21 protein-coding genes and 1 pseudogene are annotated in these 23,551 nt (G+C 37.4%); 14 read left to right on the top strand and 8 right to left on the bottom strand.

Translation table 11 applies throughout. The features are described 5' to 3' along the window. The first annotated feature begins 73 nt into the window (after positions 1 to 73). A protein-coding gene (locus J576_RS19930) for an IS3 family transposase (protein WP_085944219.1) occupies positions 74 to 1,218 on the top strand; the annotation gives its coding sequence in 2 pieces (ribosomal slippage) (positions 74 to 338 and positions 338 to 1,218; 1,146 coding nt in all). Positions 1,219 to 1,280: 62 nt separating this feature from the next. Here J576_RS19930 and J576_RS17325 read toward each other — a convergent pair. Both J576_RS17325 and J576_RS17330 read right to left on the bottom strand, forming a co-directional pair. Next, positions 1,281 to 1,544: pseudogene (locus J576_RS17325) on the bottom strand (ATP-binding cassette domain-containing protein); the annotation flags it as partial. Positions 1,545 to 1,806: 262 nt separating this feature from the next. Beyond that, complete coding sequence (locus J576_RS17330; protein WP_002053669.1) at positions 1,807 to 2,250, bottom strand: universal stress protein; 444 nt, start codon at positions 2,248 to 2,250, stop codon at positions 1,807 to 1,809. 288 nt (positions 2,251 to 2,538) lie between these two features. Here J576_RS17330 and J576_RS17335 point away from each other — a divergent pair, with 288 nt between their 5' ends. The 5 genes from J576_RS17335 (at position 2,539) to J576_RS17355 (ending at position 7,871) form a co-directional block, all read left to right on the top strand. After that, positions 2,539 to 2,766 carry a hypothetical protein gene (locus tag J576_RS17335; protein ID WP_000774578.1) on the top strand — a complete coding sequence of 76 codons (228 nt, stop codon included), beginning with the start codon at positions 2,539 to 2,541 and terminating at the stop codon, positions 2,764 to 2,766. Between the two features lie 177 nt (positions 2,767 to 2,943). After that, positions 2,944 to 3,117 carry a hypothetical protein gene (locus J576_RS20500; RefSeq protein ID WP_002053667.1) on the top strand — a complete coding sequence of 58 codons (174 nt, stop codon included), beginning with the start codon at positions 2,944 to 2,946 and terminating at the stop codon, positions 3,115 to 3,117. Between the two features lie 257 nt (positions 3,118 to 3,374). Continuing rightward, complete coding sequence (locus J576_RS17345; RefSeq protein WP_002053613.1) at positions 3,375 to 3,818, top strand: RDD family protein; 444 nt, start codon at positions 3,375 to 3,377, stop codon at positions 3,816 to 3,818. Positions 3,819 to 4,379: 561 nt separating this feature from the next. Further along, complete coding sequence (mgtA, locus tag J576_RS17350) at positions 4,380 to 7,136, top strand: magnesium-translocating P-type ATPase (protein WP_002053649.1); 2,757 nt, start codon at positions 4,380 to 4,382, stop codon at positions 7,134 to 7,136. A 15-nt stretch (positions 7,137 to 7,151) separates the two neighbouring features. Further along, on the top strand, positions 7,152 to 7,871 hold the full coding sequence (locus J576_RS17355) for an MgtC/SapB family protein (protein WP_002053619.1): 720 nt from the start codon (positions 7,152 to 7,154) through the stop codon (positions 7,869 to 7,871). Between the two features lie 73 nt (positions 7,872 to 7,944). On the opposite strand, the gene J576_RS17360 is transcribed toward J576_RS17355, so the two are convergent. Further along, positions 7,945 to 9,117 (bottom strand): benzoate/H(+) symporter BenE family transporter, encoded by a 1,173-nt coding sequence (locus J576_RS17360; protein ID WP_002053634.1) that lies wholly within the window; start codon positions 9,115 to 9,117, stop codon positions 7,945 to 7,947. A gap of 187 nt (positions 9,118 to 9,304) precedes the next feature. On the opposite strand from J576_RS17360, the gene J576_RS17365 reads away from it, so the two are divergent. Next, a complete protein-coding gene (locus tag J576_RS17365; protein WP_002053657.1) occupies positions 9,305 to 9,778 on the top strand; it encodes an Lrp/AsnC family transcriptional regulator in 474 nt (157 codons plus the stop codon). 36 nt (positions 9,779 to 9,814) lie between these two features. Here the strand turns inward: J576_RS17365 and leuE are convergent, their stop codons facing one another. From leuE to aceR, 3 genes are all read right to left on the bottom strand, one after another. Next, positions 9,815 to 10,465, bottom strand: a complete 651-nt coding sequence (gene leuE / locus J576_RS17370; RefSeq protein WP_033855710.1) for a leucine efflux protein LeuE — start codon at positions 10,463 to 10,465, stop codon at positions 9,815 to 9,817. A 73-nt stretch (positions 10,466 to 10,538) separates the two neighbouring features. Then, positions 10,539 to 11,528 carry a transaldolase gene (gene tal, locus J576_RS17375; RefSeq protein WP_002053629.1) on the bottom strand — a complete coding sequence of 330 codons (990 nt, stop codon included), beginning with the start codon at positions 11,526 to 11,528 and terminating at the stop codon, positions 10,539 to 10,541. 130 nt (positions 11,529 to 11,658) lie between these two features. Continuing rightward, the gene (gene aceR / locus J576_RS17380) at positions 11,659 to 12,552 is read right to left on the bottom strand and encodes an HTH-type transcriptional regulator AceR (RefSeq protein WP_002053653.1); all 894 of its coding nucleotides are present in this window, start codon (positions 12,550 to 12,552) and stop codon (positions 11,659 to 11,661) included. Positions 12,553 to 12,642: 90 nt separating this feature from the next. On the opposite strand from aceR, the gene aceI reads away from it, so the two are divergent. Beyond that, positions 12,643 to 13,077: a chlorhexidine efflux PACE transporter AceI gene (aceI, locus tag J576_RS17385; RefSeq protein ID WP_002010078.1), complete on the top strand. Its 435-nt coding sequence runs from the start codon at positions 12,643 to 12,645 to the stop codon at positions 13,075 to 13,077. Between the two features lie 67 nt (positions 13,078 to 13,144). Here the strand turns inward: aceI and J576_RS17390 are convergent, their stop codons facing one another. Continuing rightward, positions 13,145 to 14,713 (bottom strand): acetyl-CoA C-acetyltransferase, encoded by a 1,569-nt coding sequence (locus J576_RS17390; RefSeq protein WP_002053671.1) that lies wholly within the window; start codon positions 14,711 to 14,713, stop codon positions 13,145 to 13,147. A 235-nt stretch (positions 14,714 to 14,948) separates the two neighbouring features. Between J576_RS17390 and J576_RS17395 the strand changes: the two genes are divergently transcribed. From J576_RS17395 to J576_RS17405, 3 genes are all read left to right on the top strand, one after another. Further along, positions 14,949 to 16,340 carry a 3-oxoacyl-ACP reductase gene (locus tag J576_RS17395; protein ID WP_002053633.1) on the top strand — a complete coding sequence of 464 codons (1,392 nt, stop codon included), beginning with the start codon at positions 14,949 to 14,951 and terminating at the stop codon, positions 16,338 to 16,340. A gap of 74 nt (positions 16,341 to 16,414) precedes the next feature. After that, the gene (locus J576_RS17400; protein WP_002053622.1) at positions 16,415 to 17,269 is read left to right on the top strand and encodes a MaoC family dehydratase; all 855 of its coding nucleotides are present in this window, start codon (positions 16,415 to 16,417) and stop codon (positions 17,267 to 17,269) included. A 71-nt stretch (positions 17,270 to 17,340) separates the two neighbouring features. After that, positions 17,341 to 18,600, top strand: a complete 1,260-nt coding sequence (locus J576_RS17405) for an EstA family serine hydrolase (protein ID WP_002053615.1) — start codon at positions 17,341 to 17,343, stop codon at positions 18,598 to 18,600. Positions 18,601 to 18,652: 52 nt separating this feature from the next. On the opposite strand, the gene J576_RS17410 is transcribed toward J576_RS17405, so the two are convergent. Further along, the gene (locus tag J576_RS17410) at positions 18,653 to 19,231 is read right to left on the bottom strand and encodes a TetR family transcriptional regulator (RefSeq protein WP_002053659.1); all 579 of its coding nucleotides are present in this window, start codon (positions 19,229 to 19,231) and stop codon (positions 18,653 to 18,655) included. A gap of 126 nt (positions 19,232 to 19,357) precedes the next feature. On the opposite strand from J576_RS17410, the gene amvA reads away from it, so the two are divergent. From amvA to cpaB, 3 genes are all read left to right on the top strand, one after another. Continuing rightward, positions 19,358 to 20,836, top strand: coding sequence for a multidrug efflux MFS transporter AmvA (amvA, locus tag J576_RS17415; RefSeq protein ID WP_002053609.1), 1,479 nt, complete (start codon positions 19,358 to 19,360; stop codon positions 20,834 to 20,836). Between the two features lie 256 nt (positions 20,837 to 21,092). Beyond that, complete coding sequence (gene cpaA / locus J576_RS17420; RefSeq protein WP_002053623.1) at positions 21,093 to 22,874, top strand: metalloendopeptidase CpaA; 1,782 nt, start codon at positions 21,093 to 21,095, stop codon at positions 22,872 to 22,874. Positions 22,875 to 22,896: 22 nt separating this feature from the next. Then, complete coding sequence (cpaB, locus tag J576_RS17425; protein ID WP_002053612.1) at positions 22,897 to 23,511, top strand: metalloprotease secretion chaperone CpaB; 615 nt, start codon at positions 22,897 to 22,899, stop codon at positions 23,509 to 23,511. Positions 23,512 to 23,551: the final 40 nt, after the last annotated feature.

Raw genomic sequence — 23,551 nt, forward strand, 5'->3', positions numbered from 1 at the left:
GGTGGATCAGGAAATTTGAACAACACTTATAAGTGATATTTTGCTCCCCAAATGATGTTATAAACATCAATATATGGAGTATTTTATGGCACGTAGACCAAGAAGAAATCATTCAAATGATTTTAAAGCTAAGGTAGCACTTGCTGCGATTAAAGCAGAAAAAACACTTGCTGAATTGAGTGCTGAATTTGATGTTCATCAAAACCAAATTATCGACTGGAAAAATCAACTGATTTCAGCTTCCTCGCAAGCTTTCGATCAATCAAAAGCTCCAACAGAACCACCCATCGATCTAAAAAAACTACATGCAAAAATCGGTGAGCAGGCATTAGAAATTGATTTTTTAGAAGGTGTGTTGAAGAAACTGGGCCGCTTCAACCACAAAAGTTAATCGATGACTCACTTCAGATTTCAGTATCTAAGCAAGCTCAGCTGCTGAAAGTCTCCCGTGGTTGTTATTACTATCGCCCAAAACCTGTGAGTGCATCAGATCTGAAGCTGATGCGGTGTATGGATGAGTTACATATGCAATACCCTTTTGCAGGTAGCCGTATGATGCGTGATTTGTTGAATCGTCAAGGACATCATATAGGACGACGTCATACACGTACTTTAATGAAGAAAATGGGCATTAATGCGTTATATTGCAAACCAAATTTAAGCCAGGCTAATCAAGCTCACCGCAAATATCCATATCTGCTCAAAGGATTGGCTATTCAGCGCAGTAATCAAGTGTGGTCTACGGATATAACGTATATCCCTATGGCAAAAGGCTTTGTTTATTTATGTGCTGTGATTGATTGGCATAGCCGCAAGGTACTTGCGCATAGAGTATCGATTAGTATGGAGGTTACATTTTGCATAGAAACATTAAATGAAGCTATTGAAAAATATGGTCGACCTGAAATATTTAATACAGACCAAGGCAGTCAGTTTACCAGTGATGCATTTATTGATGTATTGAAATCAAATGACATCCAAATCAGCATGGATGGTAAAGGTCGATGGGTTGATAATGTGATGGTTGAACGATTATGGCGGAGCGTTAAATATGAAGAGGTGTATCTCAAAGCCTACAGCAATGTTTTGGATGCGAAGAAGCAATTAAACGCATATTTTGAATTTTATAATTTGAAACGACCTCATTCGAGTCTGGACAAAATGACTCCAGATGAGTTTTACTATGACCAGCTACCACAACAAAATAAGGTAGCTTAACTAGAGCAGAGTATCACTTATAAATAAGCTTTTAGTTGTTCAAACATGTGGGACCACCTCTCTTCTGCAATGGTGGATGAAGAAAGGCGCGTTAATTGAGCTAAATACGCATGCTTAGACAGCCAAGTAATTTGACCACTAATGTGCATCTCTTTGGTGGGCGAAATCTCTTGGAGCAACTGCATAAGTAAAGACTTACCTTGACCATTGCGGCCAATTAAAGCTGATACTTGATGATGCTCAAGTGAAAAATTTAATTCTTTAAACATCACTTTTGAAGGAAATTCTAAAGTGAGCTGCGATACTACACATGCCTGCTGAGTCATAAAAAACCTCATAAATACAGGATGTACAAAATAGGAAAGTTAAGCTTTAAATAAAGACGTTAAGTCACTAAAAATAGTCTATTTTGCACATCAAAAAAGAGAAAATTGATGAGAAAAAAGACTTACTTCATTGGCGTGACTCACAAAATAGAAGAGGAAAGAGACTAATAGTTTATAACGTTTTTTAAGCTGTGTAAAACTTATGCATTTTTTTATGATGAAAAGCCTAATCACTAGATTAGGCTTTTATTTGCCTAATCAATTATTCTTTTACCACCAAAACTTGGATTTTAGTACTGTTTAGAACATCTTGTGCAAAACTACCTAAAATAAGTTTTTGGAAACCTTTGCGACCATGAGAACCAATAACGATCAGGTCTGATTTTAAGTCTTCTACAGCTTTTAAAATGCCATCAGATGAGATTTCACCTTGAATAATTTGTGTATCAATATCAACGCCTTCTTCAGCACATAAGGCTTTTACCTTGGCAAGCGTTTTTTCAGCATTCGCACGCGCTTCAACAAAATAATCTTTTACAACAGGAGAGATGTAATAAAAATCAACACCACTAAATGGATCTACTGCAACAAGACTAATTGCTGTAAGTTTACTACCAAAAGCTTTAGCAATATGGGCAGCTTGTCGGGCTGCTGCCAAAGAAATCTCGGAACCATCCACAGGTACAATAATATGTTGATAATTCATAATGTTATTCCTCTTATTTACAAGTTGTTATATGTATGAAGCTTTTCTTACTTAAAGATTAACACATTTGTTTAAAGGTAGAAATCAATTCAATTAAGTTGTCATTAAATTAAATAAAAATGAAATATATAATTGATTTTTATTGCTTTTAAAATGAAATTGCTTGATCGATATAGAGTAGAGTGAAAATTTTATTTTTTAGATGAACTTTACAATAAATTACTTTTCATATTTTTGTCATACAGAACTCGTATAACCAAATAGTATATTGAGTGGGGGAGTATAAGAATGGCAGATTTAACAGCAAAGAAAGTAAGTAAACTTATTGAAGAATTTCGCCAAACAGGTAAAGAACCGGAAAAATTAGTAATTGGATATAAAACTTATGCAAGACTTATGGCGGACGATAAGTTTGCTGAAAAAGTAGTACCTTCACTGGAAAATTCAAAAGATCGTTTATATAAAAATCTGAAAATAAAACTTATTACTGAAAAGCACTATTTTGAAGTTAAATAAATTATAACTGTGATATTTGTCACAGTTTATTTTTTATTATTAACATTTAGCAAGAATTATTAACATATTGTTTTTGAGTTAATACAAAGAAGGTGTGTATTCAACATTTGAGAACAGTATTTATTCCTAAAAGCGCTAGAATGAGTTGATTTTATCGTAAATGGTTGAATAAACTAAATGTTTAAGTTAATTATAATTTTATTTTATCTACTCGCTATTCTAGGTGTTTTATCTATACTAGGCGGTGTATTAACTTTAAGCTTCTTTTTGATAATTATTGGTTTAGGACTAATCTGTGCTGCATTACTATTGAAGAAAGAATTTAAAATCGATGTTTTGTTTTGGAAATAATCAGCCGTTATATATTATTAATTCAATAAAAATAATTAAACCACCTCATCTAGAGTGAGGTGTATATAAAATACTTAAATATTATATATGATATTATAATTTATTGGTCTCAACAGTATTTATTACAATTCTAAGTAAAATAGAAAATTAAAAATTATTTCAAGTATTTAAAAATAAAAAGATTTCCTTTAGGATTAAAGTAAAATGAAGTTGTCTCTTTAGTATAAGGCAAACGATAACAAAACAGAGGTGTACGCATGAGCTATAAATACGAATATGCAGGGTTCTGGTTACGATTTGGTGCAATGATTATTGATACACTTATTCTCTTTTTAGCAATTATTCCAGCTGCATGGGTTTTTTATCGTGGAGATTATGATCTGATATTTGCGACAGGAATGAGTAGTAAACCGCAAAACTATTGGTTTGATCTGATTGTAAATTATGCTTTTCCATTTTTATATACCGTTTTATGTTGGCTCTACTTTGCAGGTACACCAGGTAAACGCCTTATGCGTTTAAAAGTTCTCGATGAAAAAACGGGAAATAAGTTAACTTTGATGCAATCTATCATTCGTTATATTGGATATATTCCATCCATCTTAGTATTTTGTATTGGTCTTATTTGGGTGGCATTTGATCCTAAAAAACAAGGCTGGCATGACAAAATGGCGAAAACTGTGGTAGTCAAAGAGCTGTGATTTTAAGCTGGAATTTTGTTAATAAAAAATTACAAAAAAATTCTTGTGTGTTATAGAGTAAAACATATACTTGCCGCGAGTTTATTTAATGGAGATCCTAAATGGGTAGTTGTTCGAGGTTCGAGTTTAATTATCAATTAAACCAAAGCCAATACTGAGCAAGATAACCATTAGGAACGGGCTATCTTGCAATGAGATAGCTTTGTAAAAAATTAGATTAAACCTATACAAATTATTTTTTGTAATTAAGTACTTCAAGCACTTATCTATTTAGTTTCTCGCTAGAAATGGGGAGAAGCCAATGTTCTTATATGCTTCCACACACTGCTATAACTACCAAAATTCAATTTTGGTAAATAATTCGTCTCATACGATTCAAAGTATTCGAGCTATGTTCAAGCGCGTGACTTTCCGTCAGCGTTGGTTCGGCTTTGGGCTAATTTTCTCTTCTTCATCGTAACTTTACGATCTCCTATCCCTTTCTAAATTTTAAATTTTTATAGACTTTATTTATCAATAAGGTCGAGAGCTTTGTACGCCTAAAAAATGGAGGATTTCGCGATGAAATTCTGGCAACGACTCTTCACAGCATTTTTACAAAGATTTCATTTGATGCGTTTTTTTGGTCGTAATCGATCTTTTAAAGAGCTACATCAATCTAGCTATGCTCAAGAAATTAGCAAAAATTTATCTATGCGTTTGCTCGATGCATCAAGAGCCCAATCAAGTGATTTATTAAAACAATTCGATACTCATTACACAGGGCTTACAGAAGAACAAGCACATACCCAGCAAATGGCAGTGGGGCTTAATGAGATCACTCATGAGAAGCCATTAACTTGGTGGCAACATCTTTGGTATTGCTACCGCAATCCGTTCAATATTTTGCTTAGCCTTTTGGCATTAATTGCTTTTTTTACCGATGATTTAACGGGTTCAACCATTATTAGCGTGATGGTTATTCTCTCGACATTACTTCGTTATTGGCAAGAAGCAAAATCAAATCAAGCTGCAGATGCTTTAAAGGCAATGGTAAGTAATACCGCTACAGTACTGCGTCATCAAGTTAGTGCAGAAGATTTAGAGCTTATGCATGAGCGTTATGGCATTGATATTAAAAAACAAACCAATCACCAATTTGAAATGCCAATTCAATATTTGGTGCCAGGTGATGTGATTTTATTATCTGCAGGTGACATGATTCCTGCTGATTGCAGAATTTTAAATGCCAAAGATTTGTTTGTCTCTCAAGCTGCAATGACTGGTGAATCAATGCCTGTCGAGAAATTTCCATTGCAGAAAAATCTCGAAGAAACGAGTGCTTTAGAGTTAGATAACATTGTATTTATGGGGACCAATATTGTTTCTGGTTCGGCTCAGGCAGTTGTTTTAAGTACGGGTATTCAAACATATTTGGGTGCACTCGCTCACCGTGTTACAGCTACTGATCGAAGTAACACAGCATTTCAAATGGGTGTCAACAAAGTCAGTTGGTTACTTATTCGTTTCATGTTGGTGATGGCACCTGTTGTACTTTTTATTAATGGTTTCACTAAAGGTGATTGGACAGAGGCATTTTTATTTGCATTATCGGTTGCTGTTGGGCTTACTCCAGAAATGCTACCGATGATTGTGACTTCAACTTTAGCCAAGGGTGCGGTTTTCTTATCTAAAAAGAAAGTAATCGTTAAACGTCTAGATGCGATCCAAAACTTTGGTGCAATGGATGTTTTATGTACCGATAAAACTGGAACGCTAACTCAAGACAAAATCTTTTTATCCCAACATATTGATGTTCATGGGGAAAAATCAGACTTTGTACTCATGCAAGCATTTTTAAACAGTTACTATCAAACTGGTTTGAAAAATTTGCTTGATGTGGCTGTGTTAGAAGCTGTTGATGATCAGATCAAAACTCAAAAGTTACGTTATAAGAAGTTAGATGAAGTTCCTTTTGATTTTGATCGCCGCCGTATGTCGGTTGTTGTAAAAACCCCTCAAGAAAAAGTGCGGATGATTACCAAGGGCGCAGTTGAGGAAATGTTAAAGGTTTGCCGTTATGTCGAGGTAAATGGCAAAGTAGAGCCTTTAACAAAGCAACGTGAAGTCGCAATTGAAGCATTAACTCAACGTTATAACCGAGATGGCTTACGTGTTGTTGCTGTAGGGTATCGTGAGTTTGATAATAATCAGGAAAATTATTCGGTTGTTGATGAAAGTGATTTAATTTTAATTGGTTACGTCGCATTTCTTGATCCACCTAAAGAGTCTGCTCGAGAAGCAGTACAAAGTTTGCATGCTCATGGTGTAACCGTAAAAGTACTTACTGGTGATAATGAGTTTGTCACTCAAAAAGTGTGCCGAGAAATTGGTCTGAACTATGATCAAGTTCTATTGGGCGGTGTAATTGAAACCTTAACCGATGAGCAGCTCAAAAGAGCAGTAGAGCAATACCATATTTTTGCAAAGCTTAGCCCTGTACATAAAGAACGTATTGTTGAGCAGTTAAAAGCCAACGGTCATGTGGTTGGTTTCTTGGGAGACGGTATTAATGATGCCGCGGCTATACGCGCTGCCGATATTGGTATTTCAGTAGATACGGCAGTAGATATTGCTAAAGAATCAGCAGATTTAATCTTGCTTGAAAAAAGCTTGATGGTGCTTGAAAAAGGTGTAATTGAAGGCCGTAGAACTTTTGCCAATATGTTGAAATATATCAAAATGACGGCAAGTTCAAATTTCGGTAATGTTTTTTCGGTATTAATTGCGAGTGCTTTTATTCCATTTTTACCAATGCTGCCTATTCACTTACTCATTCAAAACTTACTTTATGATGTGTCACAAATCGTGATTCCATTTGACAACGTTGATGAAGAGTTAATTGCAAAACCGCAGCGTTGGCAACCTGAAGAAGTTGGCCGTTTCATGGTGGTGTTTGGACCGATTAGCTCTATTTTTGACATTATCACTTTTTGTTTAATGTGGTTTGTGTTTTCGGCAAATACACCTGAACATCAGACTTTATTCCAGTCTGGCTGGTTTGTAGTGGGGTTACTCACTCAAACGTTAATTGTGCACATGATCCGTACGGCTAAGATTCCATTTATTCAGAGTCGTGCTGCAGCCCCTTTGTTAGTCATGACAGTAGTGATTATGTGTATTGGTATTTTCTTACCAATGGGCCCTTTAGCAAGTTATTTAAAACTGCAAGCTTTACCATTAAGTTATTTCTTATATTTGCCTTTAATTTTAATTGCTTATATGTGTATTACTCAATGGGTGAAAAAAATCTATATCCGCCGTTACGGCTGGCAATAAAATTATAGGTGCAAGATGAAGTTGCAATTTCTACAACATGCAGATTTATCCAATATTGTTGATACATTAATTAGTCTCTCAGTTGCTTTTATTTTAGGGGCGTTAATTGGATTTGAACGGCAATATAGGCAACGGACTGCTGGTCTTCGAACCAATGTACTGGTCGCTGTAGGTGCTGCAATTTTTGTGGATGTTGCAACAAATCTTACTGGAGCAGATGGCGCTGTTCGGGTCATTGCTTATGTGGTTTCGGGTATTGGTTTCTTGGGCGCAGGTGTAATTATGCGTCAAGAAGGTAACATCCATGGCTTAAATACCGCAGCAACTTTATGGTGTTCTGCTGCGGTAGGGGCCGCTGCGGGTTCTGATTTAATTATTGAAGCCATACTGGCAACAGCTTTTATTTTATCTGCTAATACGTTGTTAAGACCGATTGTTCATATCATTGACCGTCGTCCATTAGACGATGATACAGAGGTTTTACATGTAATTTATATTATCTGTGACCGAAGTCAGAGCAAAGTAGTTATGGATGAATTAAATCTAACGTTGAAGCACCACAATTACCCTCCCAAAGACATTGATGTAACACCTTTTGGAGAGAAAGAGGTTGAAATAGAAGTGACCTTAATTGCGACTTCAATTGAAGCGGAAGAAGCGCAGCATATTATTAACCACTTAAATGCGATGCCACAAATAAGACAGGCTTTTTGGGATAAAAACGCAATTAATTAATTTAATGAGACTTTGCACTCAATTGTTTATGAAATGCTCTAAATGGTTAAGCGCAAAGTTTCTATTGTAGGTGTTATTTTTTAACCTTAAATTTAAGGACTACAAATACAATAATACCGACAATTAGTCCCCAAAATGCCGAACCAATACCGAAAAATTGGATACCCGAAGCACTACATAAAAAGGTAAATAGTGCTGCTTCACGGTCTTCAATTGGGCCAAAGGCAAGCGCAATGTTATGGCTAATGGTGCCAAGTAATGCAATACCTGCTAAAGCTACAATAAAAATATGAGGAAAGGACATGAGTAAGCTTGTCAGTGTTGCTGCAAATAGTCCCATCAATGCATAGAAAAAACCAGAGCTTATGCCAGCAATATAGCGTTTACTTGGGTCAGGATGAACTTGATCATCAAGGCATACAGCCGCACTAATCGCGGCAATATTGACGCTATAACAACCAAAAGGCGCAAGCAAAACTTGGGTTAAACCGGTCCAGCCAATGAGTTGATTGACATGTGGTTTATAGCCATAACTTTTAATCATGGCAATACCGGGTAAATACTGTGAAGCCATACTAATCACAAACAGTGGTAGCGCTAAGCCTAAAACTGCTGACCAGCTAAAAACAGGACTAATCCAAACAGGTTTAGCCAAAGACCAGTGAAGTGTAGGCATATGAAAGTCTAAAAACACAGGGCAGAGCACAACACCAGCAAGTGCTGTGAACACGATGCTATAACGCGGCCATAATCTTTTGGTAAAGATATAAATGAAGAGTAAAGATAAAACGAATGCCAAATCATTTTGCAAACTTGCGAAAAGTGAAATACCAAATTTGAGTAAAACGCCTGCAAGCATGGCACTGGTCAAGCTTTGAGGAATATATGAAAGCGCCTTTTGAAATATTCCTGAAAAACCTAAAACCGCAGTCAGTACACCAACAACTAAAAAAGCACCAATTGCTTCATTTATGCTATATCCACCGCCAGTTGCAATAATTAAAGCGAGACCGGCAGTAGACCAAGCTGTTGCTACAGGGTATTTAAATTTCCAAGAAAGGATGAGTCCTGATAAACCAAGACCCAAACCTAAAGCCCAAAACCATGAGGTGATTTGTTCAAGTGAAGCATTTAAAGCTTGGGCTGCCTGAATCACTAAAATAGCCGAAACACTAATACCAATTAGAAAGGTAATGAAACCCGCGAATACGGCTGGAATAGAAAAATCTTGAAGAATCTTTTGCATGGCTAAATGTTCTAAGTCCCTGAAAAATTAATATGTTTCTGCCTATATTTTCAGCCAGATAAATCTAACAATTTTTTTAAAGAAGGTGCTTCCTATTTTGGGTGTCAAAATGAAATAATATTTTTTATATGGTTATAAATGCTATTATTTATTTCATAATAAGTAATTAAATTTGGATATTATTTTTATGAATGAGCAAGCTGAAAATTTGACACCGCTTGAGCTGAAAATTATGCGTTGTTTACAAGAAAATGGACGCTTAAGTAATGCCGAACTAGCAAAACTTGTTGGTATTAGTACCTCGTCATGTTGGAATCATACGCAACGTCTTTTTAAAATTGGAGCCATCTTAGATGTTCGTGCTCGAATCAATCCCAGTATGGTGCAGCGTGAGACCATTGTTTTGGTTGGGGTAGTGCTGGACCGTTCTACACCCGATAGCTTTCAAGCTTTTGAACAAGCCGCAGGTGATTTGGAGAATGTTCTAGAGTGTTATCTGGTTGCCGGAGAAGTCGATTATTTTCTAAAAATTCGTGTTAAAGACTTAGCTGCTTTTAACCGATTTCATAGTGAAAAAATTATTGCCTTACCGGGAGTAAGGCAGGTGAGAACATTCTTTGTACTTAATGAAGTCAAAACAGATGGCATGCTGGCATTTTAATAATTTAATAAGTTTTAACTTTATTGCCTTAGTAAATTACATGGTTGAAGTGGCCAGCTTTAAACCGAACCCAAAAAATAAAATACCAACTAAGAAAATTCCGCTTGCTGCAATTTTATGATTTTGCTTAAAAAATGCTGAGAGTTTAATTCCAGAGAAAATGAGCGCTGTTAAATAGCTAAAACTAATAATTTGTAAAATCACCGCTAAGATTAAAAAACTTAAAGCTGGATAAGCGTAATCTGGATTAATAAACTGAACAAAGAAAGATAAGAAAAATAAAAATGCTTTAGGGTTAAGTAAACTAATACTTAAGGCGGTTTTATAAGGATGAATTTTATCTAAAGCAGGTAAATCAGCCATTTCGGCTTGTGGTTGATTACGTAATTTCCAGCGTTGAATACTGCCTTGTAAAAGTTTAAACCCTAAATAGGACAGATAAAGTGCACCAACGAGTTTAAGAATAATAAAAACCCAAGGGAATGCTTTTAATAAAGAAGCTGCACCTAATACGGTACATAACATTAAAATAAGATCACCAGTAAAAATACCAAGTGCACCCATATATCCAGTTTTAATACCATAGCGTGAAGCAATTGACATCACATAAAGGGAATTGGGTCCGGGTAATAACACAATTAGGAGTGTACCAATAATATATGTTGTTAGATCTGTTATGCCGAACACGAGAAACTCAATAAAAAACCGATTTTTGTCATGATAACAAAAATCGGTAATTTTGTATGAAAAGTGCAGTTTTTTAAGATTTAATTTCTGCATCAATTCCAAAGGATTGACGTAACAAAAGGCTTAATTGATCTCGCGCTTTAATAAAGCCATCAACACCACCTTGTAAAAGTTGGAAAGCCATTAAGTCATGATTGAGTTCGTCTTTAAAACTTTGTTCGTTCTGAGCAGGTCTAACAATCGCTTCTGCCTGTTTTGCTTGAGTTGCATCAAGTGCAGCTTTAACAGCACGTGTATCTTGCTCAAGTTGAGTGAGTAGTCCCGGCGAAATTGTTAGCAAGTCACATCCTGCAAGGCCAAGCACTTGATCGATACTACGGAAGCTTGCACCCATCACTTGAGTTGGAATATTTTGCTGTTTGTAATAGGTATAAATTTTCTTAACTGAAACTACGCCTGGGTCTTTCTCGATTGGGTAAGCGTCGACACCTTCAGCTTTTTTGTACCAGTCTAAGATACGGCCGACAAATGGTGAAATTAAAGTCACTTTCGCATCTGCACATGCCTGAGCTTGGTGTAAACCGAAAAGAAGAGTGAGGTTACAGGCAATACCTTCAGCTTCGAGTACTTTAGCAGCCTGAATACCTTCCCAAGTCGACGCAATTTTAATAAGAATACGTGACTGATCAATACCATAACCTTTGTAAAGTTCACATAATTCATGTGCTTTTTGAATGGTTGCTTCAGTGTCGTATGAAAGGGCAGCATCAACCTCTGTTGAAACTCGGCCTTCAATGAGTTTTAAAATTTCTACACCAAATTTTACGGTTAAAATATCAATGGTTCTTTCGATCAGCTCATCATTTTTATAGCCTTCTTCTTTGGCTTGATAATAAGCATCTTCAATGAGCTCTTTACTTTCTGGTTGTTCTGCTGCCGCAGTAATCAATGAAGGATTCGTTGTAGCATCTAAGGGACGAAATTTACGAATAGCATCGAGGTCGCTACTGTCAGCAACAACGGTCGTTAATGTTTTTAATTGGTCAAGTGCTGTATGAGTCATTGATATTCAACATCTTCAGTAATAAATCTTATGTTTTCTTTATAGCACAAACTCTATCCATACTGTCGATATATCAATTGTTATGTTTCAAAGAAAAACGTTTATGTTGTGCATCTAAATTGAAATTATTTTAAGGAAGCTGCTGCATTCGCTTATTACGGATATAGTCAATCAGGAAGCGTGCAGCAGCACCGAGTTCACTTTCACGACTCCAGACCAAATCAACGTAATATTCAAAGCGCGGTGTAAAATCAAATACATCTAATGCTTTAAGCTTGTTGTTTAACTCAGGGTTTTCTTTAAACATCTCTTGCGGCAGTACTCCCCAACCCAAATTACGTAAAATCATTAAGCAAGCAGAGTGGTGGTTGTCTGTACGCCAGTAATGTTTTGAAAATAATAATTCGGGTTTTAATGTTTCATCTCGACTTGCTACCACAATTTGTCTTGTACCCAAAATCTGCTCATAAGAAACATGTTCTTGGTTTGCAAGAGGATGGGTTTTTGAAATAACAGGAATTAAGGCTTCACGTTTGAGTTCAACAAACTGTTCTCTATTGTCTAAATGCTCACGTTCAAACATAAGGGCCAGTTGAGCAGAGCCATCTAATAACATTTGAAGCGCATCTTCTTGAGGGGCAGACACAATATTAATTTGTAGATCGGGAAAGCGACTTTCTAGCAGGCAAACATAGTCGGTCCAATTGGTATGTAGCAGTTCAGACACTACAACAATAGTAAGATTAGGTTCCAGCCCAGTACTTAATGCATGCGCGTGCTGTTTCCATTGATTCATTTCAATCAATAGTTGTGCTGTCTTTTCATATAGCACTCGTGCTTCGGCTGTAGGAGTAGGTTCGCGGCCTTTACGTTCAAATAAAGTCAGGTTCAGATCGATTTCTAAATTAGCAATCGACATGCTCACAGCAGAGGGGACTTTACCGAGTTTCCGTGCTGCTGCTGAAAATGAACCTGTTTCCATAACGGCTTGGAACATGAGAAGTTGTTCTTGATTAATATTCATCTGTCAAAAAAATTGAAAGAACCTAATTGGATTAATCAAAATTATAAAAATAAAATGCACATTATCCAAGTTATTATTGAGTATTTAAAAATGTTGATTTCCAAGAGAAGACTCATTCATGCAATCAGTTATGAAGGAATTTTGTTGGTCATCATTGCGATTGCATTAAGTTTTATTTTTGACATGCCGATGGAAGTGACTGGAACACTCGGTGTGTTTATGGCAGTGGTTTCAGTTTTCTGGAATATGATTTTTAACCACTATTTTGAAAAAGTAGAGCATAAATTTAATTGGGAAAGAACGATCCCTGTGCGGATTTTACACGCGATTGGTTTTGAGGGTGGTTTGCTGATTGCGACTGTTCCAATGATTGCATATATGATGCAGATGACAGTGATTGATGCATTTATTTTAGATATAGGTTTGACCTTATGTATTTTGGTTTATACCTTTATTTTCCAGTGGTGCTATGACCATATTGAAGATAAGTTTTTCCCAAATGCTAAAGCAGCATCACTTCATTAATTCACATAGATTGAAATGAAATAAGCACCCAAATGGGTGCTTATTTTGTTAGGTCGATAAATAGAAATTATTTTTCTACAATCGCAACCACACCTTCACCGCCTGCTGTACAGATCGAGATTAATGCGCGGCCTGAACCTTTTTCATTAATTAATTTAGCAGCAGTAGCCAAGATACGACCACCAGTTGCAGCAAATGGGTGACCTGCACCTAAAGAGGAACCATTTACGTTCAGTTTAGAGCGGTCAATTGAACCCAATGGTGCATCTAAGCCAAGACGTTCTTTACAGAATTTTTCATCTTCCCAAGCTTTTAGGGTAGAGAGTACTTGAGATGCAAATGCTTCATGGATTTCGTAGAAATCGAAGTCTTGAAGTTTAAGGTTAGCGCGCTTAAGCATACGAGGCACTGCATAAGCAGGAGCCATTAACAAACCTTCTTTAGGGCCGTTCTTACCAATGAAGTCAACAGCTGCTGTTTCAGAGAAAGAAAGGTAAGCTAAAACTTCATGACCGTTTTCTTTTGCCCATTCTTCAGAAGCAAGTAATACAACAGAAGCACCGTCAGTTAACGGAGTTGAGTTACCTGCTGTCATTGTTGCAGTTTCGCCTTTACCGAAAACTGGTTTTAACTTAGCAAGTTTTTCAACTGTACTGTCAGGACGTAAGTTGTTGTCACGGTTAAGACCTAAGAATGGAGTCATTAAGTCATCAAAGAAACCGCGGTCATAAGCAGCAGCAAGCTTTTGGTGGCTGCTTGCAGCTAATTCGTCTTGTGCTTCACGAGTGATACCCCATTCTAAAGCAGTGATTGCTTGGTGCTCACCCATTGAAAGGCCAGTACGTGGTTCACCATTGCTTGGTGCATCAAGAAGCTTTTTAAAATCAATTTTTGTTAAAGCTTTAAGGCGGTCTTTACCAGTTTTAGCAACATTGAGCTCAAGTAAAACTTTACGTAAACCATCACCTACAGCAATTGGCGCATCAGAAGTGGTATCTACACCACCTGCAATACCTACGTCGATTTGACCAAGCGCAATTTTGTTGGCAACAACAAATGCTGCTTGTAAACCTGTACCACATGCAATTTGAATGTCGTAAGCAGGAGTTTCAGGAGCAAGATCTGTGCTCAATACAACTTCACGAGTCATGTTGAAATCACGGCTGTGTTTTAAAACAGCGCCCGCAACAACTTCACCAATACGCTTACCTTGTAAATTAAAGCGCTCAACCAAACCATTCAATGCTGCTGTCAGCATGTCAGAATTAGACGCTTTAAAGTAAGCCGTATTTGAACGTGCAAATGGAATACGGTTGCCACCAAGGATTGCAACGCGGCGAACAGTGTTTTGACTCATGGTTTTATCCTGTTGAACAGAAGTTTTGGTTTTTGTTGCTTTTGGTGCTGCAGCTACATTTGAAGATGTAGACGGGGTTGCTGAAGCAGCGCTCTTACTACGAGGGCTACGTGCAGGTGCAGTCGTTGAACGAGTACGTGTCGTTTTTGGTGTATTAGTTGCTGCTTTAGGAGTAGTGCTATTACGCTTAGCCGTGTTAGAAGCCGACTTTGATGTATTTGACACTTTTTCCTGAGCAGAATTCTCGACTGCTGGATTTTCTTGAGTTGTTTTGCTCATAAGGCTTTTCCAAGCATAATAACGATATTCTTGTAAGCTACCTTAACACAATTCAAATAGACCTGTATTGACTAGAATGACATTGTAGATAGTATTCAGGTCAAGACATCCAAAGATGAACTCAAGTATGATTTGGAGTAACTCTAATGAACGGCTGATTTCATATTGTTTCTGTCCATCTCATAACATAATGAAGCCTGTCGTAGAAAATTCATTTCTTTGAGAGATAATAATCATGACTGATCAATACCAAGCATTTACACAATCTCCTATTGGTAAATTCGTTGTTAAAAATCTGGGTTTACCATCACCAGTTGTATTAGAGCGTTTTGAAAGTGCTCAGCCAGTAGTGAATGGTGCAGTATTGGTTGGCGCAGCGCCGTCAAGTGTTTTGTCTGGTGCGATTGCACAAGTACTTAGCAATATTCATGCTGACAGCTATGTAGGCAATAATGTTGCATTACAACAAGAAGCTGCAAAAGTTGGTTTAAATTTACGTCCATTCAATGCGGGCGATAAAGAATCAAAATTCAAAGCAGTTGTATTTGATGCATCTGGTATTCAAAACTCAGAACAGTTAAACGAACTTTATAAATTCTTTAATCCGATTGCACGTCAAGTTGCGACTTCTGGTCGAGTGATTGTGATTGGTACAACACCTGAAACTACAAAAACTGTAAAACAGGCAATTGCTCAGCGCGCACTTGAAGGCTTTATCAAATCTGTAGGTAAAGAATTTAAAAAGGGTATTACTGCTCAAGTTGTTTATGTTGATGAAGGTGCTGCTGCAAATCTTGAATCAACATTACGTTTCTTGCTTTCTCCACGTTCAGCGTATGTATCTGGCCAAGTAATTCGTGTATCTAAAGCAGATGTGGTGGATGTTGATTGGGCAAAACCACTTGCTGGAAAAACTGCATTGGTAACTGGTGCGAGCCGTGGTATTGGTGAAGCAATTGCACATGTGCTTGCACGTGATGGTGCGCATGTTATTTGTCTAGATGTACCACAACAACAAGCTGACCTTGACCGTGTAGCTGCTGATATTGGCGGTTCTACATTGGCAATTGACATTACAGCTGCTGATGCGGGCGAAAAAATTAAAGCTGCTGCGGCAAAACAAGGCGGTTTAGATATTATTGTTCATAACGCAGGTATTACACGTGACAAAACTTTGGCAAACATGAAGCCAGAGCTTTGGGACTTAGTCATTAACATTAACTTGTCTGCTGCTGAACGCGTAAATGACTACTTATTAGAAAACGATGGTTTAAATGCAAATGGCCGTATTGTTTGTGTATCATCAATTAGTGGTATTGCGGGTAACCTTGGTCAAACCAACTATGCTGCTTCAAAAGCTGGTGTAATCGGTTTAGTGAAATTTACTGCACCTATCTTAAAAAATGGTATTACCATTAACGCAGTAGCACCTGGCTTTATCGAAACTCAAATGACTGCGGCAATTCCGTTTGCAATTCGTGAAGCAGGTCGTCGTATGAACTCAATGCAACAAGGCGGTTTACCTGTTGATGTGGCAGAAACAATTGCATGGTTTGCATCAGCTGCTTCTACAGGTGTAAATGGCAACGTTGTACGTGTGTGTGGTCAAAGCTTGTTGGGCGCTTAAGCACTCTTAGCTAAATAGGGGTGCTTCTGCATCCCTTTTTTATTCAAGAATCTATAAATTATAAAAGGTTAGGTATGAATACTCGTCATTTTAGCCAACTACCAAAAGCGGCATTGGCTTATCCAAAAGTAGTACAAGGCTTAATTTTTAAAAAGCCACAGGGGCCAAAAATCTTACCACAAGTTGAATATGTGGTAGACCGTCTTGAAATTGATCAGAGCCATCTCAAGGCTTATAACGAAGTATGTGGCTTTCAAAATAATGGCTTTGTACCGGCAATTTATTTAGCGGTACTTTCTCAAAGCTTGCAAATGCACATGATGACAGCAGAAGCCTTTCCATTTCCAATTTTAGGTTTAGTGCATATCCGTAACCAGATTAAACAGACTAGACCTATTGGTGTAACTGAAAAACTAACTTTGTCATGCAAATTTGGGGAATTAAAACCGCATGATAAAGGCGTTCAGTTTGACTTTATTACCACGGCAAAAGTTGGCAATGAAGTAGTGATGGAAGGCTTAACGACTTATTTATCTCGCCAAAAAGTCGAGAAAAGAGTGGGTGAGAAAGCCAAAGAAGAACAAGCACCAGTTTATGTTCCAAAGGCAGAGTGGGATATTTTAGAAAACACAGGCCGCCGTTACGCGAAAGTGTCTGGTGATTTTAACTTAATTCATATTCATGCCATTACTGCAAAAGCATTTGGCTTTAAGCAAGCAATTGCACATGGTATGTGGAGCAAAGCTAAAGCACTAGCGAATCTTGAATTACCTAATGCTTATGAAGCAGATGTCTGGTTTAAGCTACCAATGTTCCTACCATCAAAAGTTGAGTTTTTAACTGCCAATACAGACAAAAAGACTGACTTTTTGATTCGTAATGCAAAATCGCAAAAACCGCATGTTGCAGGAACAGTAAAAGCATTATAAAAATATCAGCAGCCTGAACACAGGTTTGGGCTGCTTTTGAGCAAAATAACAAAAAATGCAAGGAACTTCATGTGATTAAAGAGATTTTACTGGCCGATACCCATAACTATCACGGTATTTTAGATGAACGTTTTATTGATTTAGCTCACCAGTTCAGTCGTCTTCAAGATGCTAGAACAGGACAAGGTGGAGCTGCTTTAGCGGTTTATTTTAGAGGTCAGAAAGTTGTAGATATCTACACCGGTCTAAAATCACAAACTGAAGCTTGGCAACCTGATACTTTGGCAGTTTGCTACTCTACAGGGAAAGGTGTACTTGCAACCTTGGCGCATATTTTAGTCAGTGAAGGTTTTTTAGAATACGATAAACCGATTGCGACTTATTGGCCTGAGTTTGCTCAAAATGGTAAAGAGCAAATGACTTTACGCCATGTGCTGAGCCATCAAAGTGGTATGTTTGATATTCGAAATATTATTGAAAGTGCGAGGGAAATGCTGGACTGGTCACATATGTTAGATGTGATGGCAGCCACCAAGCCAAGATTCCTTGCAGGACAGGGCAATGCATATCAAGCCTTAACATTTGGTTGGCTTGTCGGTGGCGTGCTTGAAAAAGCAACTGGTCAATCTTTAGATCAGCTCATGCAAAAATATCTCATTGAACCGTTGCAGTTAGACGGTGCTTATTTTGGTACACCTGCAAGCGAACTGGATCGAGTAGCACGATTAATTATTCAACCAAAACCAGAAAAACCAGCACCTACTCAAGCTGAAAAACCTAACAAACCTCAGCCGCGCAAAAGTTCACTTTCTGAAAAAATGATTACTTGGACTGGACAAGACCCGCAAGATTTTCAGGATGCCATGATTCCAAAAGGAATGAAGAATTTTAGTTTCTTTAGTGATGAGGGATTACAAGCAGTTATTCCGGCAGCAAACGGTACATTTACTGCAAATAGTCTTGCTAAAATTTATGCGATGCTAGCAAATCAAGGTGAATGGAATGGACAACAACTCATTCGCCCAGAAGTATTTAAAGAACTCAGTACCATTCAAAGTTATGCACGTGATCGTGTTATGCCAATTCCGATGAATTGGCGCTTAGGATATCACCGCATTATTACGATGGGTAAACGCGCTAAAAATGGATTTGGACATATTGGTTACAATGGTTCAGGCGCATGGTGTGACCCTGAGCGTGATCTTAGCTTTGCTTATACACATAACTTCCAGATTGGTTCAATCACGGGTGACTATCGTTTATGGGGATTGACTCAAGAAACCTTACGCTGCACTGACCAAGTTTTAAAAGGGCGTAAAGGTTGGTTCTAAATTTTATGTAATCAATAAATGCTGGTGTTTTTTAATAAATGCCAGCTCCCATTTATAATAATTCTAGACGAATAATTGCTTCGGTATGACGCTTAAAGTCGTTTTCAGCTAAACCTTGTAATCCAAGTTGATAAATCCCTTCTAATCCACACACAAAAGCAATGAGTCGCCATGCTATGTCTGTTGAATTAGATATATTTTTAAATTCACCTTCTTTCTTACCGAGTTCAATTGCTTGCACAATAGATTCATGCCAACTTTGCATAGCAAGGTTATAGGCCTTTTGTATTTCTGCATCTTGTTCAATTAAGAGTTCAGCTTCATTCCATAATCGTAAGTAGGGCTGAAGTCTGTCTATATTTTCTGCGCCTAATAAGATGAAGAGTCTTTGAAATTGGCTGGTTGTTTGAAGAGTTTGTTCAATTTCATCAAGTTGTTCCATCAGCTTTAAAAAAGCTTCAGCTTTTAAATGAGATGCGGAAGAAAAATGATGATGAACTTGTCCGGTAGAGGTTTGTGCTTCTGTTGCGATTCTACGTACCGTCATGGCTGTAAAACCTTCAGCCAAAGCAACTTGCATGGCAGCTTGCAAAATCATTTCTCTGCGTTGATCGCGATTAAGATAGGCCATGTTTCTTTCACCTGACTGAATTCGACACAAACTACATTAAATTTAAAAATTGGACAAGTGTCCAATTGTGTATATAATAACCATGATTTGAACACATGTCCAATTTTTGGATATTAGAAGAATGTTATGCAAAAGAAATGGTTAATCCTGACAATTATCGTCCTTATTTATTTACCTGTGACAATTGATGCAACAGTGATGCATGTTGCTACACCGACTTTAAGTGAAGCATTAAATTTAACTGCCAATCAGCTTTTATGGATCATTGATATCTATTCACTGATTATGGCGGGTTTAATTTTGCCGATGGGTGCACTTGGTGATCGTATCGGCTTTAAAAAATTATTATTTATAGGAACTGCCGTTTTTGGTATTGGTTCTCTAGCTGCGGCTTTTTCTCCAACGGCCTATGCCTTAATTGCTTCACGTGCTGTTTTAGGCCTAGGGGCAGCGATGCTTATTCCGGCCACTTTATCAGGCATCCGTAATGCTTTTACCGAAGAAAAGCAGAGAAATTTTGCACTCGGTCTCTGGTCTACAGTAGGTGGCGGTGGGGCAGCTTTTGGCCCGCTAGTTGGTGGATTTGTGCTGGAACATTTCCATTGGGGAGCTGTATTCCTCATTAACATTCCGATTATTTTAGTGGTTCTAGTTATGATCGTAATGATCATTCCTAAACAGCAAGAAAAAACTGATCAGCCAATTAACTTAGGACAAGCTTTAGTTTTAGTGGTAGCCATTTTAAGCCTCATCTATTCAATCAAATCGGCTATGTATAACTTCTCGGTACTTACAGTCGTGATGTTTGTGGTGGGTATAAGCACATTAATTCACTTCATTCGAGGCCAAAAAAGAACGACCACGCCAATGATTGATCTGGAATTGTTTAAACATCCAGTGATTTCTACCAGCATTGTCATGGCAGTTGTTTCAATGATTGCTTTGGTTGGCTTTGAATTACTACTGTCTCAAGAGTTGCAGTTTGTGCATGGGTTTTCTCCATTACAGGCAGCCATGTTTATTATTCCATTTATGATCGCAATTAGTTTAGGTGGTCCACTAGCAGGAATCTGTTTAAATAAATGGGGACTTAGACTTGTATCTGCTGTTGGTATTTTAATAAGTGCACTCAGTCTCTGGGGACTTGCCCAACTTAACTTTTCGACTGATCACTTTTTAGCGTGGACGTGTATGGTCTTTTTAGGCTTTAGTATTGAGATTGCCTTACTGGCTTCAACTGCTGCCATTATGTCATCTGTACCCCCACAAAAGGCGAGTGCAGCAGGTGCGATTGAAGGTATGGCCTATGAGCTTGGCGCTGGTTTAGGCGTCGCTATTTTTGGTTTGATGTTGTCTTGGTTTTATAGTCGCTCAATTAGTTTACCGGCCGAGCTTCCGTCAAACTTAATTGAAAAAGCGAGTATTTCAATTGGTGAAACTATGCAATTAGCATCTAGCCTTGAAAAACCTTTAGGAGAGCAATTAGTTGCGGTTGCGCAGCAAGCTTTTAGCTATGCACATAGTTGGGTGCTTACTATCTCAGCCATTTGTTTCTTCCTGTTAACTGTATTTGTCTGGTTTAGTTTTCCTAAGAAAGTAAACTAAAATAAAGGGTAAAAAGAGAGATTTATCTTTCTTTTTACCCTCAAATGTCTTTTTAATATTTTCTTTATATTCAATTTAGTTATTTAATTCTCATAACCAAACTATTATTTAATGAATTTCATGTTTTTATTTCAAAATGATTCAAGCATCATCTTATTGAAATTTAATAAAAAATTAATGATTTGAAAATTGACTGCAAAAAAATGGTTTGTTAACCTGCTATTCGAAAATCTAAAAACAAATAAAAGAGGCTACGGTGAATTTTAAATTAAAAACATCACTTATTATTGGTGCAATTGTTGCATCTTCACTTGTATATGCTGCAACCGTACTCTCACCAAATCAGAATAATAATAGTGGATCAATTCCGACGGGTTATTCAGATTTAGAGTTTTCTTTAGCTAATGGAAATTGGGTAAAAAATCTCTCTTTACCAACAAATGCTAATAATTCAGACAAAATTACAATTCGTTCTAGTGCTGCTTATAGTAGTTATTTAGACACTTCTAATACGAATATTCCGTTAGAAGTGTTGAAGATAAATAGCGGAGATATCTATCAATTCATTTTTAATAGCAGTCAAAATAAATGGATTGCTCAGCTAGCAACGGTTAGTCCTACTACTGGGGCTAACTATGAGTTAATACCGTTAACGCCTGCAACCATGCAAAAAGTACTTATTCAAGATGGCAAATGGGCACAAACCATTGCTTTACCAAGTGATGTGCGTGACGGAACAACCGTACAAGTTGTTTCTACAGCAAGTGTAAGTTCGGATATTGATAAAACCAACTTACTATTCCCGAGCAGTTTTACATTAAAAAATGGTTCTGAATATTGGTTTAAATATTATTCTGCTTTAGGAAAATGGGTGCCAGAATATATAAAACCTCAGAAGCTAAATGTTCAGCAAATTGGAACATCTTTAGCAGCAGTAAATAGCCCACTTACCGAAATTGCATTTGGAGATGGAAATTGGGTTTCTAATTTCACTTTACCTACCACTGCAAATGATCGGGATAGGATTATTATCAAGTCTACTGCAACTTGGTCTGCAAAAATTAATAATACCAATGTTAATAGCCAAGCGACCTTAACCCTTAAAACAGGCGATCAGTATGAGTTTATGTATGTAAGCGACAAAGGCTATTGGCAGCTTATCTCTTCACCAACAAAAGTGATTGATTCAACGGCAACAATTCCTGCAATTTTACCGAATATGACCCAACCCACTTTAAAGGTAAAACTGTCTACATCCAATTGGCAGCCGACCTTGCAGCTACCAGCTCAAGCTCAAGTCGGAGATAAGGTGGTTATTGTGTCGAATGCATCGGCCGACACCTATATTAATGCTGCTAATGGTTTGTCGACAGCAATTAAAAATGGTGAAAACCGCCGTTTTATCTACACCGCTCAAGGTTGGACAGTAGATAGTTATACAATTGATATGTTGTTGGTTTCTAGCCCAGAAGTAAACTCAATTTTAGGTGAAAGTGCAGCAAAACTTAGAATGATTGAAGGCGTAAATTTAACAAACTTAACCGCTGAAAATTCAAATGCACGTTTTTACTTAAGAGATGTGGGCTATTTAACTTATAAAATCCCAGCTACTACTTTAAAAGAAGCAATCTCGACTGGACGAGATGACACGACGGTACAAAATGAGCGTAAACGTGTATTGGCAGACGGTGTTTATTATCAAGGTAATGAACCAGGGGATGGCGGTTGTGGCTGGGCTTGGATTAATGCTTCGGCATATAACATGATTGGTGCAAATGATATTGCAGGTTGTTCTTTTGCAGCCATGCGTCATGAAGTTGGGCATAATCTTGGTCTATATCATAATGGCTCAACCAATATCGGTTCAGGTTTTGCTCATCCCTTAGGTAGTACTGCAATGGGTGGCAATAATATTAATTTTTATTCTAGTCCATACCTTTACAATCCTAAATATGGTGTTCGTTTGGGTGAAGAAGGAAAAATTGATGCGGTTAGTGTGATTAACCTGAACGCACAAAAAATTTCTCTATATAACTAATCTCTATTTTTAGCTGTAAATAATGAAGAAAAATAAGTTGTTAATAGGAACTGCTATCGCTTGTGTGGCGTTAGCAGTTTTAGTCTGGTTTGCTTTTTCACAGCAAAGTTCTTCTGCTTTAACGTTCTCTCCAGAAAGTCGGCAACAATCTGGGGCAAAAATGATAGAGAGTCAAAATATTCTGAATTTGAGTCCGTCAGAAAAAGAAAGGTTGTCTCAGCAACAAATTGTTTTTAATGAAGTAGAAAAAGATCAATTGCATTCTAAAGCTAATTTTCCCTTGCTTAAAAATGCTAAAGGTATGGTCATTAAATATGATCCAAATGTGATCGAACTTAAAAAAGTCGGAGACACTGTTAAATTTCAGATGTTGGAATATGGCATTAACCGTACAGGGAAAATTGTAGAGATCGAACCTGTTGATCAGGATATTGTTCGATGGACTGGTAGATTTGACCAAGGCGATCCGAACCAGAATTTCTTTACCATTACCCAAAGTCAAAAAGACCACTATACGATCATGCAAATTTTTACCGAGAAAGGAAATTATTCGGCTGAAATTAAGGATGGTGTTGGGTTGGTGCAAACTATGGATGAGGGTGTTACAGATCAGGAGTTACATCATGATCATCCATAGAGGAATAAATGATTTTGGTAGGGAAAAGAAGTCAGTTCGC

It is taken from the genome of Acinetobacter sp. 766875, assembly GCF_000582055.1.
Classification (GTDB): domain Bacteria; phylum Pseudomonadota; class Gammaproteobacteria; order Pseudomonadales; family Moraxellaceae; genus Acinetobacter; species Acinetobacter nosocomialis.

What these genes read in the sequence shown, in the direction of transcription:
- J576_RS17400 (WP_002053622.1), top strand. Translation starts at nt 16,415, where the DNA reads ATGAATACTCGTCATTTTAGCCAACTACCAAAAGCGGCATTGGCTTAT.
- J576_RS17360 (WP_002053634.1), bottom strand. Translation starts at nt 9,117, where the DNA reads ATGCAAAAGATTCTTCAAGATTTTTCTATTCCAGCCGTATTCGCGGGT.
- J576_RS20500 (WP_002053667.1), top strand. Translation starts at nt 2,944, where the DNA reads ATGTTTAAGTTAATTATAATTTTATTTTATCTACTCGCTATTCTAGGT.
- tal (WP_002053629.1), bottom strand. Translation starts at nt 11,528, where the DNA reads ATGACTCATACAGCACTTGACCAATTAAAAACATTAACGACCGTTGTT.
- J576_RS17335 (WP_000774578.1), top strand. Translation starts at nt 2,539, where the DNA reads ATGGCAGATTTAACAGCAAAGAAAGTAAGTAAACTTATTGAAGAATTT.
- J576_RS17395 (WP_002053633.1), top strand. Translation starts at nt 14,949, where the DNA reads ATGACTGATCAATACCAAGCATTTACACAATCTCCTATTGGTAAATTC.
- J576_RS17410 (WP_002053659.1), bottom strand. Translation starts at nt 19,231, where the DNA reads ATGGCCTATCTTAATCGCGATCAACGCAGAGAAATGATTTTGCAAGCT.
- mgtA (WP_002053649.1), top strand. Translation starts at nt 4,380, where the DNA reads ATGAAATTCTGGCAACGACTCTTCACAGCATTTTTACAAAGATTTCAT.
- J576_RS17330 (WP_002053669.1), bottom strand. Translation starts at nt 2,250, where the DNA reads ATGAATTATCAACATATTATTGTACCTGTGGATGGTTCCGAGATTTCT.
- J576_RS17365 (WP_002053657.1), top strand. Translation starts at nt 9,305, where the DNA reads ATGAATGAGCAAGCTGAAAATTTGACACCGCTTGAGCTGAAAATTATG.
- J576_RS17345 (WP_002053613.1), top strand. Translation starts at nt 3,375, where the DNA reads ATGAGCTATAAATACGAATATGCAGGGTTCTGGTTACGATTTGGTGCA.
- cpaB (WP_002053612.1), top strand. Translation starts at nt 22,897, where the DNA reads ATGAAGAAAAATAAGTTGTTAATAGGAACTGCTATCGCTTGTGTGGCG.
- amvA (WP_002053609.1), top strand. Translation starts at nt 19,358, where the DNA reads ATGCAAAAGAAATGGTTAATCCTGACAATTATCGTCCTTATTTATTTA.
- J576_RS17390 (WP_002053671.1), bottom strand. Translation starts at nt 14,713, where the DNA reads ATGAGCAAAACAACTCAAGAAAATCCAGCAGTCGAGAATTCTGCTCAG.
- J576_RS17355 (WP_002053619.1), top strand. Translation starts at nt 7,152, where the DNA reads ATGAAGTTGCAATTTCTACAACATGCAGATTTATCCAATATTGTTGAT.
- aceR (WP_002053653.1), bottom strand. Translation starts at nt 12,552, where the DNA reads ATGAATATTAATCAAGAACAACTTCTCATGTTCCAAGCCGTTATGGAA.
- aceI (WP_002010078.1), top strand. Translation starts at nt 12,643, where the DNA reads ATGTTGATTTCCAAGAGAAGACTCATTCATGCAATCAGTTATGAAGGA.